Below are 15,600 nucleotides of genomic sequence, written 5' to 3'. Positions count from 1 at the left end.
AATTTTATCCTGCTCGTTGGATGACGATGTCATCTACCCATGTACGTGCCAAATGGTCCGTTTGCAGCACGTTATCAAGAGTTAAAGGGGCATCAATAAGGCCACCTGCGGCCTCGAATCTGTCCAGAACGGCCTCGACTATGTCGGCCATCTGAAGGAAACCTATTTCGCGCGCGACGAACCGATCCAACGCCCGTTCTTTGGCGGCGTTGAACACAGCACCTGACAGGCCGCCGCGTTCCATCACGGCGCGCGCCAAGCGCAGCGCGGGATACCGCGCCTCATCGGGTTCACTGAACCTCAGCTGCCCAAGTTTGCCAAGGTCCAACCGTTCGACCGGCAAACCCTTCCGGTCGGGCCAGTGGAGAGCGTACCCGATGGCATGGCGCATATCCGGGGCGCCCATATGGGCCATGACAGCGCCGTCCTGGAACCCGACTAAGGCATGAACGATGGATTCCGGGTGCACCAGCACTTCGATCTGATCCGGAGACACGCCGAAGAATTCTTTGGTTTCAATCAGCTCCAGCGCTTTGTTGAACATTGACGCGCTGTCGATTGTGATCCGCTGCCCCATATCCCAGTTCGGATGGCTCGAGGCTTGCTCGACTGTTGCATGCGCTAGCTTGCTCAGTGGCCAATCGCGGAACGCGCCGCCACTTGCTGTGATGATGATACGCTCGACCGCAGACATATCCTCGCCGACAAGCGCCTGAAATACGGCTGAATGTTCGCTGTCGACCGGCAAAAGTCGCGCATTGTTCGCTTTGGCCGTCTCAAGAACCAACGCACCGGCGCAGACAAGCGTTTCCTTATTGGCCAACGCCAACGTGCCGCCCTGCCTGAGCACTTCAAGGCCCGGTTCCAGACCGGCGGCGCCCACAATGGCCGACATAACCCAATCGGCAGGCCGTGCCGCAGCTTCCGTCAGCGCATTTTGACCAGCGGCCACTTTGACGCCCGAGCCCGCAAGGGCCGTGCGCAGATCATCCAACCGGTCTTCATAGGCCGTAACTGCCACATCGGCGTTCAAACGCCGGGCATCTTCCGCCAGCTTTTCGATATTCGCCCCGCCCGTCAGAGCGACGACGTCATAGGACGCGGGGTCGCGATCAATCAGATCAATCGTATTTTGCCCAATTGATCCGGTCGCGCCGAAGATTGAGATTTTGCGCATCACATCGCTCCGGGGGAATAGAGAATCCCGGCTATCAAAACGAACAGGGCCGCGCCCATCATGCCGTCAAAGCGATCCAGAAACCCGCCATGACCTGGTATCAGGTTCGAGCTGTCTTTGACCGCAAATTTGCGCTTTGTTGCGCTTTCGACAATGTCCCCGGCCTGGCTGGCCATCGACGCAAGCACCGAAATTACCACAAACATGACGCCAAAGCCGGCATGAACGGCAAAGATCGTGCCAACCAAAGCTGCTGCTGCCCACCCGCCTGCGGTGCCCGACCATGTTTTCTTTGGGCTGACCTCAGGCCAGAACTTAGGGCCGCCAAAGGTTTTGCCAACAAAGTATCCTGCAACATCCGTTGCCACGACCACCGAGATAAGCCAGACCATCCAGCCGAACCCCATGTTTTCGCGGATTGAGATGAAGCCCAGACCCGATGCAGCAATCCAGAAAGCGAAAAGCGCGTAGATCCCCTTGGATCGACTGATCTGCCCTGCTCCGACCAAGGCCGGCGCAAACAGGAATGGCAGCGTATAAAGCGGCGGAAGATGATAGCTAAGAACGACAGCAACACCGGTGAGGATGCCCAACAGGATCGCCACACCATTGCGGTCCGGATCGATCATCCGCACCAGTTCCCAAGTCATCAATCCGCAGGCGATTGCGATAAAGGCTTCGAACCACAGGCCGCCCAGCCACACTTCGACCGAGCCGATGCACACAAGCACCGCAGCAGACAGAACACGGGCGGTTAGGTCAGACCATCGGCCCTCGCTCATGCCGGAACCGCTCCGAACCGCCGGTCACGGCTTCCAAAGTTTCGGCACAGCCGTTCCAGCTCGGCCGAGGTGAAGTCGGGCCAGAGCGTGTCGATGAATTCGTATTCCGAATAGGCCGATTGCCACAAAAGAAAGTTGGATATACGGGCTTCGCCACTGGTCCGGATCACCAAATCCGGATCGGGAAGAACATGTGTATCCAAATACTTGGGCAGGGTTTCCTCGTCCACATCTTCGGGGCGCAAGCGGCCTTCGGCGACGTCACGCGCCAACCGTTTGGTCGCCCGGGCAACTTCATCCCGCCCGCCATAATTTAACGCAATGGTCAGATGCACCAGATCGTTGTGTTGAGTTGCAGCCTCTAAAGTGTCCATCAGTTCGGTCAGCTTGGAATCCAGCCGAACCCGATCACCAATAAAGCGTACGCGCACACCGGCTTTGGTCAAGTTGCGTGCTTCTTTGATGATGTACCGTCGAAACAGGCTCATCAAGCCGGCGACTTCCACCTGGGTCCGTTTCCAATTCTCGGTCGAGAAGGCAAAGACGGTCAGATACTTGATGCCCAATTCCGGACAGGCCTCAACCACTTCTCGTACCCGCCGGGCACCGGCCTGATGCCCAAACAGCCTGGGCCGGTTGCGCGCCTGCGCCCAACGCCCGTTCCCATCCATTATGATGGCTACGTGGCGTGGCCCGATAGCGGGTGAGGGTTGAGTTGTGTCAGGCATAATGCGGGCTCAGACCTGCATGATCTCGGCCTGCTTGGTTTCAAGCGCGGCGTCTACGTTCTTGATCATCTGGTCGGTCAGGTCCTGGACTTCACTTTCCCAGAACTTCTGATCGTCTTCTGACATGCCGTCAGCCTTGGCTTTCTTGATCTGGTCCATGCCATCGCGACGGACGTTACGGATCGAAACACGGGCGTGCTCGGCATATTGCCCGGCAACCTTGCCCAGCTCGCGGCGGCGTTCTTCGTTCAATTCGGGGATCGGCAGCATGATGATGGTGCCGTTCAGCTGGGGGTTGATGCCCAGACCGCTTTCACGGATCGCTTTTTCAACCTTGCCCACCAGGCCTTTGTCCCAAACATTCACCGTCACCATACGCGGTTCGGGGACGTTTACGGTACCGACCTGATTGATTGGGGTCATCGACCCATAGGCATCAACCATAACTGGTTCCAGCATCGACGCCGACGCACGGCCTGTTCGTAGTGAAGCGAATTCAGTTCTAAGGTTGCCCATGGCGCCATCCATACGGCGCTTCAGATCGTCGGTGTCTAGTTCAAAATCGTCAGACATGCTGCTCACTCCCCGTCTTCAGGTGATGTTTGCAAGGCTCATAGTCCATCGCAATTGGGATGTATAGCAATGATGATCCGGAATTGAGCCAATGACCAGAGGTGTTTCTGGCATTTTCGGGTTCTTTCAATGGCAACTGAACCGGCCAACATTGATGTCAGCCGGTTCGATCATGTGCATAGGAATCAGGCGTTTACATCGACAACAACACGGCCTTTGACCTGCCCTTTTAAGATATCCGCACCCAATTGAGGCAGATCGCTCAGCGTCGCGGGATGAACCATTGCCTCAAGCTTGTCCATCGGCAGGTCGGTTGCGACGCGTTGCCATGCGCGAACCCGGTTGTCATAGGGCTGCATCACACTATCGATGCCTAGCAGGTTGACACCGCGCAACAGGAACGGAATGACGCTTGCGGGCAGCCCTGCCCCTCCGGCCAGACCAACGGCTGCGGCTGAGGCACCGTATTTCATCTGACCCAGTACACGGGCCAACATCTCGCCCCCCACTGCGTCAATGCACCCGGCCCAGGACTCGCTTTCCAACGGGCGTTTCACGGTTTCATTGAGATCCTCGCGTGGGACAATCGTGGTGGCGCCGAGTGATTTTAGATATTCACCCGCCTCTGGCCGACCTGTCACGGCAGCCACCTCATAGCCCAAATTGGCCAGAATGGCGGTCGCAACCGAACCAACACCGCCAGCGGCGCCGGTGACAAGCACAGGTCCATGACCCGGCTGCATGCCTTGATCCTCAAGCGCCATAACCGCCAACATCGCTGTGAAACCGGCCGTGCCCACAGCCATTGCCTGACGTGTGTCCAAACCTTCGGGCAAGGGAACCAACCAATCGGCCAGCGCGTTGGCTTTCTGCGAATATCCGCCCCAATGCGCTTCACCCACGCGCCAACCGGTCAGAACGACCTTGTCGCCGGGTTTATAGCGATCGTCCGAGGACGCCTCGACCGTGCCACTGTAATCGACGCCGGGTACGTGCGGATAGCTGCGCACCAGCCCGCCGCCCTTCGGCGACATACAAAGGCCGTCCTTGTAGTTTACGGTCGAGTACTCAACAGCGATTGTCACTTCGCCATGGGGCAGATCCCCAACGGAAAGCTGTTTGACCGAAGCGCTTGCCAGTCCGCTGTCTTCGTCCTTATCCATTACCAACGCATTGAACATTTAACTTTCCTTTCTTTTAAATCAGTCACCAGCCAGTGCTGATCCGAGATATGTCGTTCAAATCCAGAATTTGTCCCGCACGGTCGCACCACGCATCCCATCGGGGGCTTCAACTTCGATCCGTGTGCCGGGTTCCCAATGGCTCAGCTTGACCATACCGATTGACACATTGGTGTCGAAATCCGGGGACCAAGCGGCCGACGTAATCTGGCCAATCCGCTTGCCTGCAGCCACTACCGGCCAAGGGCGGTCGCATGATGGTACAGCTTCGCCGTCGATTGCGATCGGACGGATTTGTTGAACCGGACCCTCCTTGGCCACGCGCAGCAGAGCGTCTCGGCCAATACAACCGATCGCCGTATGGGTGTTACAGAACTTACCCAAACCGCATTCATGCGGCGTGTTGTCGTCGGTCATGTCGTTGCCGTATGACAGTAACCCACCCTCAATCCGTTCGATTAGATTGGGACAGCCCGCGCGGACGTGCAGGTCTTCACCCGCCGCGAAAAGGGCGCTCCACAAGGGCATACCGATGTCCGAACCCTCGACATAGATTTCGAAACCACCTTGTTTGGAATAACCAGACCGTGCGATTGCGAGTTCACGTCCCTCGAACTCGAACTTGTCGAATTTAAAGAAACGAATGTCACGCACCCGGTCGCCAAAAACACGGGCCAGCAGGTCATCCGCCTTCGGCCCCTGTATCGCCAGCGGAGACACATCGGGTTCGTCGACCAGCACATCCAGACGGTATCCGTTGGCAATGCCCTTGACCCAAAGCAGCAAGTCACTGTCGGCAATCGAAATCCACCACCGATCTTCCGAGAGCTTCACCGCCACAGGATCATTCAGCATTCCCCCTGTTTCATCGACAATGGGAACGTAAAAGCACTGACCGGGCAGCATCCTCCGCAGATCCCGTGGCGTCAGCATTTGCATCAGCCGCGCGGCATCCGGCCCACGCAGTTCGACCTGCCGTTCACATGAGACATCCCAAACCTGCACATGGCTTTTCAAGTGCCGGTAGTCTGCTTCGACGGATTCAAAAACAGTGGGCAATAACATACGGTTATAGACCGTATATCCTTTAACCCCAGCAGCTTCGACACCATCCGAAAAAGGTGTTCGGCGCAGGCGACGCGAGAGTGAGATCTGAGCCACTTAAGCCTCCTCAGGCAGAAAAACCAGATCGCTCACCGGAGCGGCCGAACCCGTCTCAGTCAGCATCTGATGAAGCTGGCCCCGGTGATGTGTTTGGTGGTTGAAAAAATGAATGACGCATTGCGCATACGGTTTCGTGACATCGGCTTCTTTGGCGGCCGAGAACCATGTGAACGGGCCGCGCAGGTCCTCGTCATTCAAGGACGCGGCCCATTGGGTTGTCCGCTGGTCAATCTGATCGCGCAGCGGCAACCATTCTGCCAGATCGATGCACAGTGACGGGCTTTCCGGGATACCGCCGCCGGGGCCTTGCCCCTTGTCAAACCGCGACATCCATATCCAGTCCCCCCAAAGCAAATGATTTGCCGTGCCCAGGATCGAACCAAAAAACGCTCCGCGCTCGCGGGTCAGTTCCTCATTCGAAAGTGCGGTAAGAAACCCCTTCAACTGGCTGTTTTGCCAGTGATTATATCGGGCCATCTCTTGCGCATAGGCCGCGGTGATCATCACTTTGGCCCGTGCCAGTCGATTGGGCAAATTTCGGCGGACTTGCCGCCAAAGTCCCAAACACGACCGTAATCACGCACCTTGGATTTGGTACCGCGGGCAACGATGATATCCGGACCCATCCAATATTTTGAGTTTGACACCATGACAGGGTGGTCCGGATCTTTGCCGCCCAGCATCTCAATTTCACCCTGTATCTTGCGGCCGATCGCGATGCGGCGCTTGGTGCCGTCGCGCTCAATCTGAACCGGCGCGCGCTCGGCCCCGATAATCTCGCTGACCAGCATGGTAAACAAACCGGTGGTCCCGCCTGCCTGACCGCTGAAGATTTGCAACAGCCCGTTGTAGGCCTTGCCGCTGGCACGCTCATCGACATAAGCGGCCACTTTCCACTGCCCTTCGCCCATTCGGCCCGGAATATCGACCAGCAACCCGACGTTTAGACCGGACAGGTCTTCGCCTTCATAGTGGCCCTCATCAACGATAATACCCATCCACGCGTGGCAATGCCCCTCGGTCGGAGGATGTGCGCCCAATGAAACCACGCAGGGGCAGAACACATCGCAGGAGCAGTTCAGGATCAATTCGCCTTTGATTGCCCAATCTGTCGGGCTCATCTCGCGCCGCTTGGGATTAGGCATACGGCTGTCAATGCGCTGACTGATCGGCAGCTTGTCGGCCTCGGGTTTTCTGTTCTTAGCCATAGGCTTATCCTCCGTAGCTTATTGGATAGACGAGCAGAACAAGACCGCCCGCAATCAATGCAAATCCCATCGGTCGGGTCACTGCGTGCCCGATCTGGGGTAGTTTCTCCAAAACCATGAACAGGGTCGCGAGACCCATCCACAACAGGCTCATGACACCGCCAACAAAACCAAGCGCCATGAAGCCCCAGCAGCAGCCCACACAGAATGCGCCCAGTCCCAACCCCATGCGCAAACCGCCAGTGAACCCGGTTTTCCAGTGCCCCAGAAAATAGGTCATGGGGGCATGGCAGACTCCGTGGCAGACCTCTTTCGCGCGGGAGAACTGAAATGCGCCGACGGCGATCATTAGGCCGCCTGCGAAATACCCGGATTTGCCGATGCCCAGCATGTCAACGACCCCACCAAACAATAGCGCCAACTGAACACCGGTGATCAAAGCTGCAAAGCCAACCCAGACGACCAGATACCCGGACAGAACACCCAACCAACCTGCGCGCGAGCCATTGGCGCTGCTGATCAGATCGTCATAACTGCGCAACGTCGGCACGAGCGTCGGCAGCATCATCGCCGCCATCATGATAGCCCACATCCAGAACAGCGGGCCAAACTCGGCCATGGGCATATACATGTCCATGCGCGGGTCCATGGCCGCCATGGCCTGACCCATTGGGCCGGGGCGACCAATCCAATCCAGATCCATGTCGCGGCTCATGGTGAACATGACCCACCACGCGGACAGGATCAGGGCATAAAACCCCAGCCAAAATGCAGTGCGTAGAACTGTGCGACTCACGCGCTCCTCCCGACTCAGTCCTTGCTTTTCAAATGTCAGACTTTTAAATGTCAGACAAATAAAAATTCACCAACGGTCCCCAGAATATGAAAATTGACCCCAAGAAGCCTGCTGATCTGTCTGCGCAGATCGCTCAGGCCATTCGTGACGCAATCATCTCGGGCGAATTGATCGTGGATGAACGTTTGCCCTCCGAGGCGGAATTGTCCGAGCAATTCCAGGTATCTCGCCCAACCGTGCGGGAGGCATTGAAGCGTCTTGCAGCGCAATCCCTGATCCGCACGCAACGTGGTGCAAGCGGTGGTGCATTTGTGAACCGGTTAAGTTTCGAGGGCGCGTATTCCCAACAGATCACGACCTCGACCCTGCTACTGTCGATGAATGCAGTCAGTTTCGACACCGCCTGCGAAGCGCGCTTCGCGCTCGAACGCGCCTGCGCCGCCTTGTCCGCACAGCGCCGTACAGCGGATCAGTTGGCCACCATGCGAGCCGAAGTTCACCGCCAATCCCAACCCGGCCTGACGGATGAGGCATTCTGCGCCTCGGACGTGGCGTTTCACCGGGCGCTGGTTGATGGTGCCGGCAATCCCGTACTGTCTTATCAACTGGCCGGCGCGGTCGAAGCCATGCAGCCGCTGATGAACATGATCACTTTCACAGCGCGGTCCCGGGAAGCAATTATTGCCTTCCACAATCAGATCGCCGACGCGCTGGAAGATCGCGACTCGACCAAAGTGGACGCGACGCTAGTTGAGCTTGAGAGCTACACAAGACAATTGGCGCAAGACGTGGCGCAGCAAAGACGTAATCCGGCGTAAGGAAATTGAAATGACCACCGCTTTGAACGTGATTGCAGCCCTTATGACCATTGGGTTCGGCCTGTTCGGGTTTCTGGCGCCCAGCTTTACCTTGGGCGCGCTAGATCTAAGCACCACCAACAGCAACATGGGTCTGAGCGAGATGCGTGCTTCGGTCGGCGGGCTTTTCGTCGTCACTGGCGTGGCTGTTTTATTCCTCAACAACCCGATGGCCTACGCCATGCTGGGGGTTGTCTACGCGGGCGCGGCATTGGGCCGGTTTGTTTCAGTTTTTCTGGACAACCCACCGTTGGTTAAGGCGGCTACTTTTGGTGGAATCGAACTGGTCCTTGCACTTTGGCTGATACTGGCCAACATCAATAGGGCCGCCTAACCCACTGTAATTATTTCCAACGCCCGGCAAGATTCCCGGTTTGCATCCGGCCGCTGGCTCACCTATATAGGGTATGTCCTTCGGGACTATGGACATAAACGCGCTCGTAATAAGCGGATCGGACCCGGGGGCGGTACCCGGCGGCTCCACCAACATCCTTCATTTGGGGATCATGGGGCCGAAATAGGATCGACGAACGTCTAAAGGGGTTAGCTTTGTCTCGGCGGGGTGCCACCGTATCGGCCCGAAAAGTACAATTGCAAATGACAATCGTGCTCCGGTTGCAGTTGCTGCGTAAGCAGTAGCAAGACCGAAACTTAAGCCCTTGCGCCTAGCCGCGTAAGGCGGGGTTCGCAGGTACCTGGCAACAGAAACCTGCACCTTCCACTTAAAGTCTGAGTTTTTCGCTGAGCATGTTCATGTTCAGAGTTTTTTCACTATTTGGTCTCATGCTTACCTCAGCAGAATAAGGAGAGCTGGGATGTCGCACGCAGATCTACTCAGAGAGTGGTATTCCGAGGTTTGGGAAAACGGCAATACCGACGCGATTGACCAATATTTCGCCCCCGAAGCCTTGGCTGAAGGGCTTATTCCGGAAATGCAGGTCGGTGCGGATGATTTCCGGGATCTGGTCATGGCCTTTCGCCATATCCTTGGGGACATTCAGGTCGATATGCCCAAAATCATCGAAAACGGCGATTGGGTATCCGCCATCATTCACCTGCGCACAACGCGCGCCGATAACGGTGCCCCGCTTCAAGCCACGGGCAGCGTCATGGGGCGGATTAAAAACGGGCGCATGGTTGAAGCGTATAACCAGTTCGATTTCATCTCACTCTTCGAACAGCTCGGCCAGTTCCCGCAGGACACATTGCCTGTGTGTATGACCGGTCAAAGGCTGGATTGGGCCTGACCATATAAGCAATCTTGACCCCCTCGGCGCTTACGCGGTAGCAAGTGCCATGGGGTAAGATTGCGAACACCCCGTGAGGCGTCAGCCCAAGTTTCGCATGTATCCGACAAAACCAGGAGACATGCTGTGCCCGCACCAAACTCGATCACCCCAAAGCAATTGTTTAGACTGATCGGCACGCCGCAATCCCCCATACTAATTGACATCTGTATGGATGCGGATTTTGAGGCTGACCCCTATCTTATCCCAGGCTCTATACGCCATCCTGCGAAGGATATCGAAGGGCTGGTCAACCTGATCGGTGACCGACCTGCAGTCGTGATTTGCCAGAAAGGCAAGAAACTCAGCCAGGCCGTCGTTTCTTTGTTGCGGGGCGAAGGTGTGCAGGCCGAGTATCTGGAGGGCGGCATGTTTGCGTGGCGAGACATGCCGGACGCTCCGCGTGTGCCTGCGAAAGCGTTGTCGATGCAGCCCAAAGATTCCCTTTGGGTGACCCGACACCGACCAAAGATCGATCGCATCGCCTGCCCTTGGCTGATCCGGCGGTTTGTGGACCCAAATGCCCGGTTTCTGTTTGTTGCCCCGTCGGAAGTCGACGCCACCGCTGCAATATTTGACGCGACCCCTTTTGACATCGAAGGCGCTCATTGGAGCCACCGGCAAGACAAATGCACCTTTGACACGATGCTGGACGAATTCGCACTGCACACGCCCGCGCTGGATCGGCTTGCAATGATCGTTAGGGCCGCAGACACCAATCGCCATGACCTCGCACCAGAAGCCGCCGGGTTGCTTGCGGTCTCTGTCGGGTTGTCCCGGCAATACCGTGACGATCACGAAAACCTTGCTGCAGGAATGCACTTGTACGATGCTCTGTATCGCTGGGCGCGCGACGGGTTTGAAGAACAACACGACTGGCCAATGGACCGCAAATCATGACCCCGACCCTATCGGAGCTAGTCCGTATCTTTGGACGCATCGGGCTTTTGTCTTTTGGAGGGCCTGCGGCGCAAATCTCACTGATGCATCAGGAATTGGTGGAAAAACGCCCGTGGCTGGAAGAACAATCGTATCTGCGGGCGCTGTCTCTTTGCATGCTGTTGCCCGGACCCGAGGCCATGCAACTTGCCACATATGCCGGCTGGCGGCTGCGGGGCGTGACCGGAGGGTTGATCGCCGGCGGCCTGTTCGTCATCCCTGGCGCACTGATCATCGCTGTATTGGTTGGGCTTTACGCAGCTTTCGGGGACCTGCCACTGGTTCAGGCCGCTTTTCTTGGGGTGAAGGCAACAGTAATTATCATTGTCCTCCAGGCGCTTAGAAACCTGTCGCGCAAAGCCCTGACCGATGTGGAGCACCGGGCAATCGCCGGATTGGGCTTTGTCGCAATCTTTGCCTTTAACCTGCCTTTTCCCTTGATCATTCTGGCTGCAGCGCTTTGGGGGTATCTGAGCTTCAAGGGTGAGACCAACACCGCCCAAACACCTCCTGCCCCAAGTGCGACGCGCCCGCTTCGCACCTGTTCCATCTGGCTGACCCTATGGCTTGGCCCATTGGTGTTTCTGAGCGTGACTGGTCAGAAATTGCTGAGCGATCTCGGGTGGTTCTTCGCCCGCCTGGCTGTTGTTACGTTCGGCGGCGCCTATGCGGTTCTGGCGTATATGACCCAAACCGTCGTGGACAAATATCAGTGGATCAGCACGGATCAGATGATTGATGCGCTGGGGCTGGCGGAGACGACACCTGGTCCTCTGATCCTAGTCACACAGTTCGTGGCCATGCTGACAGGGCAGATCTCAGGCGGGATCCCTTTAGCACTTGCCGCTGGTGCGGTGGCCCTTTGGGCCACGTTTGTTCCGTGTTTCCTGTGGATCTTCCTTGCCGCACCTTATCTGGACCAACTGGCCGCCCGTCCACGGCTGTCCGCAGCCCTGCACGGGATAACAGCGGCGGTTGTCGGTGTGATTCTCAACCTTTCCGTGTGGTTTGCTCTTAACGTTCTTTTCGGAACAATCCCGGAATTGGCATGGGGACCCCTAACCATCCCATGGCCCGAACTTGCAACACTGAACATAAAAGCGCTCCTTTTAACCTTCATGGCCGGGGTGTTGATATTCAAGCTAAAATTCGGCATGGGAATGACCTTGGCCCTGATGGCCATGGCCGGAGTTGGATTTCATTTTCTTTGAACAATCCACCAACTCCCGGTCTTTCGTTTCCGAACGAATCCCCTATGCTTGAGATAACCACTTTTGAGGATGAAACATGTCGCAGGACATTGACTATGGAACCCTGATGCACACCGCCATGCGCGGCCTCATTCAGAAGGTTCTGACCAACGTTTCTGAAAACGGTCTGCCTGGGGCGCATCATTTCTTCATCACCTTCGACACACGGCAGGACGGTGTTGAACTGGCCGACTGGCTGCGCGAACGCTACCCCGAAGAAATGACGGTCGTCATGCAGCACTGGTTCGAAAACCTTGATGTCGGCGACAACGGTTTCGCGATCACGCTGAATTTCGGTGACGCTCCAGAACCGCTTTATATTCCGTATGATGCGATCAAAACCTTCGTGGATCCGTCGGTTGAATTCGGACTGCGTTTCGAAAGTCCGGAAGACGAAGAAGAGGTTGCGACCCATATCGTCGAAGAATCGATTGAGGTTGAGGAAACGCCGGTCCAGCAAGACGCGGATGTCGTTTCACTGGACAGCTTCAGAAAGTAGGCTCAGACTTACAAAACCCCGCCTCTCGCGGGGTTTACTGTTTTTCGAGGAACGTATCGACCGAGCGGGATTTAACCCCGTTACGGAACCGCGAAAAAGACAGGTTAAGCCCACCGTCGGCCAGTGTGCGATCGAACTGCTGCAATTCATAGCCACCGTTTTCATCAATGAACAACGAAAACACCGTCAGAGTCTCGCCCTCGATCCGGCCCCAGACGAACGGTTCACCCTGCATCGGGTCCAGGGGCACCTCGTGACCAAACACATTGCGCTTCATCGCCGCTGAATACACGTCTGACCTGTCAGATTGCTTGAAATCGATCGAGAAGGATTGATCTTTGACCCGGCCATCCGGCTTATAGGTCGTGGTCTTCCAACTGACGTTGAACCCTTCTTTCGTTTCATGGATCGAAACGCTCATATCGCGTGGGGTTTCGGTACCATCATCGTCAACTAAATTGGCTGAACCGACGTAATCCCCGATAAAGGGCGTGATGTCCCCGGCCTGGGCCTGAAGATTGGCAAAGACAAGCCAGAATACGGCACCCACCGCGAATGCGATAAGCCGCAGCGGATTAACCCGGTTAAATTGCAGCACCTGACCCTCCAGCGTTTTGATCTTGCCATTCTACCCCAGTCACAGGCGCACACAATGGTCCTAGTACCTGTGTATCAAAGAAAAATGCCCCACCCCAACGCCTATACCTTTGGTCGGGTTACGCTTATGGTGCGCGCAACTGGCCGATTGCGCGATGACGCCGTCACGGGTAAACGGCATACGACTGCATACTAGACGGAGTGACCGATGTCCCAGACCCGCACCGAATCCGACAGCTTTGGCCCGTTGGAAGTTCCCGCCGACAAATATTGGGGTGCACAGACTCAACGCTCGATCATGAACTTTCCGATCGGCTGGGAAAAGCAGCCCGTCGCTATCGTGCGTGCGCTGGGCGTCATCAAAAAGGCCTGTGCGATGGAGAATAAGGCCATCGGCAAGCTGGATGCTGAGATCGCCGATGCCGTCATTCAGGCCGCAAGCGAGGTGATTGAAGGCAAGTTCGATGACAACTTCCCTCTGGTCGTTTGGCAAACCGGTTCTGGCACTCAGTCGAACATGAACTCGAATGAGGTCATCGCAAACCGCGCGATTGAAATCATGGGCGGTGTGATCGGCTCGAAAGAGCCTGTGCACCCGAACGATCACTGCAATATGGGTCAGTCATCGAACGACACTTTCCCGACGGCAATGCACATCGCCACCGCCATGAGCGTGCGCGACGTATTGCTGCCCGGGCTTGAGAAATTTGCATCCGCGCTGGAAGCGAAAGCCAAAGAGTTTGCCGGTATCATCAAGATCGGCCGCACACACACTCAGGATGCGACCCCTTTGACCCTGGAACAGGAATTCGGCGGCTATGCGCACCAGATCCGTCAGGGTATCGCCCGGGTCGAAGCCGCAATGCCCGGCATCTATGAACTGGCACAAGGCGGCACAGCTGTTGGCACCGGTCTGAACACGCATGATGGCTGGGATGAGGCCGTCGCAAAGAACATGGCTGACATCACCGGCCTGCCCTTCGTTACCGCACCCAACAAATTCGAAGCGCTTGCCGCCCATGATGCTATGGTCTTCCTGTCGGGCGCGCTGGCGACGATTGCTGGCTCTTGCTACAAAATCGCCAACGACATCCGGTTCCTGGGCTCTGGCCCGCGGTCTGGCTTGGGTGAGCTGATCCTGCCAGAGAATGAGCCGGGTTCGTCGATCATGCCCGGCAAGGTGAACCCAACACAGGCCGAGGCACTGACACAGGTGGCCGCGCATGTAATAGGCAACGATGCGGCGATGAAATTCGCTGGCTCACAGGGTCATTTCCAGTTGAACGTCTACAATCCGATGATGTCGTACAATCTGCTGCAATCCATTCAGCTGCTGGGTGATGCCACCGACAGCTTTACCGAGCGTATGCTGCTGGGCATCAAGGCCAATGAACCACGCATCGACAAGCTGATGAAGGAATCCCTGATGCTGGTCACGGCGCTGGCCCCGACCATCGGTTACGACAACGCCACTACTGTCGCCAAAACGGCGCATAAGAACGGCACGACCCTCAAGGAAGAGGCCATTGCGCTGGGCTTTGTTGATGAGGAGACATTCGATGCGGTCGTGCGGCCCGAGCACATGATCGGCCCCAAGTGATCGGGTGGCGTCAGCATGCCTGCCTGTGCCTGCTTATTGCGGGCACAGCGACCTCAGCTCAGGCTGACCTGTTCGACCTGATCGACTCTCGGTTGGAATGGATGCAGGACGTTGCTGCGTTCAAACACGCCAATGACCGCCCGGTCGAAGACCTTGAGCGTGAAAAAGTCGTGATTGACAAAACCTTGGAACAAGCAGCGCTTGCGGGCGTTGACCCGGACAGCGCTCAGCTGTTTTTCGAAGCGCAGATCGAAGCCGCGAAAGAGATTCAATCCTGTTGGATTGAACGGTGGACCGAAGACCAATCCTCTGTTCCCGAAAGCTATGCGGATCTGACGACCGAGGTGCGCCCCGCTCTGTTGGATTTGGGCGGGCAAATCCTTGACACATTGTCGGATCAACCACCGATCTCAACTGCGTCGCAGGCTGATTTTCTGGACACCGTGAATGTCGAGTGCCTTTCAGATGACAGCCGTGCGGAATTGTTCGATAGTCTGACCAAAGTGAGACATGCGCAATGACGGAACCGGTCAATCTGAACAAATTTCGAAAAGAAAAAGCGCGGACCGAAAACAAGGCCCGCGCTGATCAAAATGCCGTTGCCTTTGGCCGCACCAAGGCCGAAAAGGATCTGGCAAAAAAGCAGCAACACAAGCTGAACCAAAACCACGAAGGCCGTAAGTTGGACAAATGAGCGGACGCCCGGTCAAACGATCCCTGACGCTGAAAGGCCATCGGACATCCGTATCGCTGGAAGATGAATTCTGGCAGGCGTTCCGGACCATTGCCAAGGAAAAAAACCTACCGATCAACGCTCTGGCGGCCGAAATTGATGTCGAGCGTGACCCGAACATCGGACTTGCATCGGCCATAAGGGTTTTCATTCTAAACTGGTATCAATCCAAGTAAATCAGTCTTGCTCTGACATCCTGAAACCGCTTACACTAAATAGAACAAAAGGAG

The 15,600-nt window shown here is 56.4% G+C and carries 20 protein-coding genes and 1 other RNA gene; 11 read left to right on the top strand and 10 right to left on the bottom strand.

The window, feature by feature from the left end:
- Positions 1-4: 4 nt before the first annotated feature.
- The 9 genes from dxr to AC2FID_RS03030 all read right to left on the bottom strand — a co-directional run bounded on the left by dxr (position 5) and on the right by AC2FID_RS03030 (position 7,609).
- The gene (gene dxr, locus AC2FID_RS03070; RefSeq protein WP_496753952.1) at positions 5-1,177 is read right to left on the bottom strand and encodes a 1-deoxy-D-xylulose-5-phosphate reductoisomerase; all 1,173 of its coding nucleotides are present in this window, start codon (positions 1,175-1,177) and stop codon (positions 5-7) included.
- The gene (locus AC2FID_RS03065) at positions 1,177-1,959 is read right to left on the bottom strand and encodes a phosphatidate cytidylyltransferase (RefSeq protein WP_496835338.1); all 783 of its coding nucleotides are present in this window, start codon (positions 1,957-1,959) and stop codon (positions 1,177-1,179) included. The genes dxr and AC2FID_RS03065 overlap by 1 nt, the downstream gene beginning before the upstream one ends.
- Positions 1,956-2,687, bottom strand: coding sequence for an undecaprenyl pyrophosphate synthase (gene uppS / locus AC2FID_RS03060; protein ID WP_282118480.1), 732 nt, complete (start codon positions 2,685-2,687; stop codon positions 1,956-1,958). The genes AC2FID_RS03065 and uppS overlap by 4 nt, the downstream gene beginning before the upstream one ends.
- A gap of 9 nt (positions 2,688-2,696) precedes the next feature.
- Positions 2,697-3,260 (bottom strand): ribosome recycling factor, encoded by a 564-nt coding sequence (frr, locus tag AC2FID_RS03055; protein ID WP_058271567.1) that lies wholly within the window; start codon positions 3,258-3,260, stop codon positions 2,697-2,699.
- Between the two features lie 185 nt (positions 3,261-3,445).
- Positions 3,446-4,441 carry an acryloyl-CoA reductase gene (gene acuI, locus AC2FID_RS03050; RefSeq protein WP_282168351.1) on the bottom strand — a complete coding sequence of 332 codons (996 nt, stop codon included), beginning with the start codon at positions 4,439-4,441 and terminating at the stop codon, positions 3,446-3,448.
- Positions 4,442-4,498: 57 nt separating this feature from the next.
- On the bottom strand, positions 4,499-5,602 hold the full coding sequence (locus tag AC2FID_RS03045) for a dimethylsulfoniopropionate demethylase (protein ID WP_496835337.1): 1,104 nt from the start codon (positions 5,600-5,602) through the stop codon (positions 4,499-4,501).
- Positions 5,603-6,109 (bottom strand): DinB family protein, encoded by a 507-nt coding sequence (locus tag AC2FID_RS03040; RefSeq protein ID WP_282118484.1) that lies wholly within the window; start codon positions 6,107-6,109, stop codon positions 5,603-5,605. It lies immediately after the preceding gene.
- Positions 6,109-6,813 (bottom strand): DUF1326 domain-containing protein, encoded by a 705-nt coding sequence (locus tag AC2FID_RS03035; RefSeq protein WP_058277886.1) that lies wholly within the window; start codon positions 6,811-6,813, stop codon positions 6,109-6,111. The genes AC2FID_RS03040 and AC2FID_RS03035 overlap by 1 nt, the downstream gene beginning before the upstream one ends.
- Before the next feature lie 4 nt (positions 6,814-6,817).
- Positions 6,818-7,609, bottom strand: a complete 792-nt coding sequence (locus tag AC2FID_RS03030; protein ID WP_496835335.1) for a DUF2182 domain-containing protein — start codon at positions 7,607-7,609, stop codon at positions 6,818-6,820.
- An 86-nt stretch (positions 7,610-7,695) separates the two neighbouring features.
- On the opposite strand from AC2FID_RS03030, the gene AC2FID_RS03025 reads away from it, so the two are divergent.
- The 7 genes from AC2FID_RS03025 to AC2FID_RS02995 all read left to right on the top strand — a co-directional run bounded on the left by AC2FID_RS03025 (position 7,696) and on the right by AC2FID_RS02995 (position 12,440).
- Entirely contained in the window at positions 7,696-8,427 is a 732-nt protein-coding gene (locus AC2FID_RS03025) for a FadR/GntR family transcriptional regulator (protein WP_058271561.1), read from the top strand.
- A 10-nt stretch (positions 8,428-8,437) separates the two neighbouring features.
- Positions 8,438-8,800: a DUF4345 family protein gene (locus AC2FID_RS03020; protein WP_058277883.1), complete on the top strand. Its 363-nt coding sequence runs from the start codon at positions 8,438-8,440 to the stop codon at positions 8,798-8,800.
- 36 nt (positions 8,801-8,836) lie between these two features.
- Positions 8,837-9,182: a transfer-messenger RNA gene (gene ssrA / locus AC2FID_RS03015) on the top strand.
- Between the two features lie 99 nt (positions 9,183-9,281).
- On the top strand, positions 9,282-9,713 hold the full coding sequence (locus AC2FID_RS03010; protein WP_496760508.1) for an ester cyclase: 432 nt from the start codon (positions 9,282-9,284) through the stop codon (positions 9,711-9,713).
- 126 nt (positions 9,714-9,839) lie between these two features.
- Positions 9,840-10,652, top strand: coding sequence for a chromate resistance protein ChrB domain-containing protein (locus AC2FID_RS03005; RefSeq protein WP_496835332.1), 813 nt, complete (start codon positions 9,840-9,842; stop codon positions 10,650-10,652).
- Entirely contained in the window at positions 10,649-11,902 is a 1,254-nt protein-coding gene (chrA, locus tag AC2FID_RS03000; protein WP_496835330.1) for a chromate efflux transporter, read from the top strand. The genes AC2FID_RS03005 and chrA overlap by 4 nt, the downstream gene beginning before the upstream one ends.
- 76 nt (positions 11,903-11,978) lie before the next feature.
- Complete coding sequence (locus tag AC2FID_RS02995; protein WP_058271556.1) at positions 11,979-12,440, top strand: SspB family protein; 462 nt, start codon at positions 11,979-11,981, stop codon at positions 12,438-12,440.
- 34 nt (positions 12,441-12,474) lie between these two features.
- Here AC2FID_RS02995 and AC2FID_RS02990 read toward each other — a convergent pair whose 3' ends face one another.
- A complete protein-coding gene (locus tag AC2FID_RS02990; RefSeq protein WP_348774488.1) occupies positions 12,475-13,038 on the bottom strand; it encodes a hypothetical protein in 564 nt (187 codons plus the stop codon).
- A gap of 207 nt (positions 13,039-13,245) precedes the next feature.
- Here AC2FID_RS02990 and fumC point away from each other — a divergent pair, with 207 nt between their 5' ends.
- From fumC to AC2FID_RS02970, 4 genes are read left to right on the top strand one after another with little or no spacing between them, the layout of a single operon-like run.
- On the top strand, positions 13,246-14,637 hold the full coding sequence (gene fumC, locus AC2FID_RS02985; RefSeq protein ID WP_058271555.1) for a class II fumarate hydratase: 1,392 nt from the start codon (positions 13,246-13,248) through the stop codon (positions 14,635-14,637).
- Positions 14,634-15,158: a gamma subclass chorismate mutase AroQ gene (gene aroQ, locus AC2FID_RS02980; RefSeq protein ID WP_496835328.1), complete on the top strand. Its 525-nt coding sequence runs from the start codon at positions 14,634-14,636 to the stop codon at positions 15,156-15,158. Before fumC ends, aroQ begins: the two co-directional genes overlap by 4 nt.
- Positions 15,155-15,331 carry a DUF4169 family protein gene (locus AC2FID_RS02975; protein ID WP_058271553.1) on the top strand — a complete coding sequence of 59 codons (177 nt, stop codon included), beginning with the start codon at positions 15,155-15,157 and terminating at the stop codon, positions 15,329-15,331. The genes aroQ and AC2FID_RS02975 overlap by 4 nt, the downstream gene beginning before the upstream one ends.
- On the top strand, positions 15,328-15,546 hold the full coding sequence (locus AC2FID_RS02970; RefSeq protein WP_496835308.1) for a ribbon-helix-helix domain-containing protein: 219 nt from the start codon (positions 15,328-15,330) through the stop codon (positions 15,544-15,546). The genes AC2FID_RS02975 and AC2FID_RS02970 overlap by 4 nt, the downstream gene beginning before the upstream one ends.
- The last annotated feature ends 54 nt before the right edge of the window (positions 15,547-15,600 follow it).

The sequence above is a fragment of the Ruegeria sp. CDSC068 genome (assembly GCF_059610545.1).
This window is presented reverse-complemented; position numbering and strand designations above follow the sequence as displayed.

What these genes read in the sequence shown, in the direction of transcription:
- AC2FID_RS03040 (WP_282118484.1), bottom strand. Translation starts at nt 6,109, where the DNA reads ATGATCACCGCGGCCTATGCGCAAGAGATGGCCCGATATAATCACTGG.
- AC2FID_RS02970 (WP_496835308.1), top strand. Translation starts at nt 15,328, where the DNA reads ATGAGCGGACGCCCGGTCAAACGATCCCTGACGCTGAAAGGCCATCGG.
- AC2FID_RS03035 (WP_058277886.1), bottom strand. Translation starts at nt 6,813, where the DNA reads ATGGCTAAGAACAGAAAACCCGAGGCCGACAAGCTGCCGATCAGTCAG.
- dxr (WP_496753952.1), bottom strand. Translation starts at nt 1,177, where the DNA reads ATGCGCAAAATCTCAATCTTCGGCGCGACCGGATCAATTGGGCAAAAT.
- chrA (WP_496835330.1), top strand. Translation starts at nt 10,649, where the DNA reads ATGACCCCGACCCTATCGGAGCTAGTCCGTATCTTTGGACGCATCGGG.
- AC2FID_RS03025 (WP_058271561.1), top strand. Translation starts at nt 7,696, where the DNA reads ATGAAAATTGACCCCAAGAAGCCTGCTGATCTGTCTGCGCAGATCGCT.
- AC2FID_RS03010 (WP_496760508.1), top strand. Translation starts at nt 9,282, where the DNA reads ATGTCGCACGCAGATCTACTCAGAGAGTGGTATTCCGAGGTTTGGGAA.
- uppS (WP_282118480.1), bottom strand. Translation starts at nt 2,687, where the DNA reads ATGCCTGACACAACTCAACCCTCACCCGCTATCGGGCCACGCCACGTA.
- fumC (WP_058271555.1), top strand. Translation starts at nt 13,246, where the DNA reads ATGTCCCAGACCCGCACCGAATCCGACAGCTTTGGCCCGTTGGAAGTT.
- acuI (WP_282168351.1), bottom strand. Translation starts at nt 4,441, where the DNA reads ATGTTCAATGCGTTGGTAATGGATAAGGACGAAGACAGCGGACTGGCA.
- AC2FID_RS03065 (WP_496835338.1), bottom strand. Translation starts at nt 1,959, where the DNA reads ATGAGCGAGGGCCGATGGTCTGACCTAACCGCCCGTGTTCTGTCTGCT.
- AC2FID_RS03020 (WP_058277883.1), top strand. Translation starts at nt 8,438, where the DNA reads ATGACCACCGCTTTGAACGTGATTGCAGCCCTTATGACCATTGGGTTC.
- frr (WP_058271567.1), bottom strand. Translation starts at nt 3,260, where the DNA reads ATGTCTGACGATTTTGAACTAGACACCGACGATCTGAAGCGCCGTATG.
- AC2FID_RS02975 (WP_058271553.1), top strand. Translation starts at nt 15,155, where the DNA reads ATGACGGAACCGGTCAATCTGAACAAATTTCGAAAAGAAAAAGCGCGG.
- AC2FID_RS02995 (WP_058271556.1), top strand. Translation starts at nt 11,979, where the DNA reads ATGTCGCAGGACATTGACTATGGAACCCTGATGCACACCGCCATGCGC.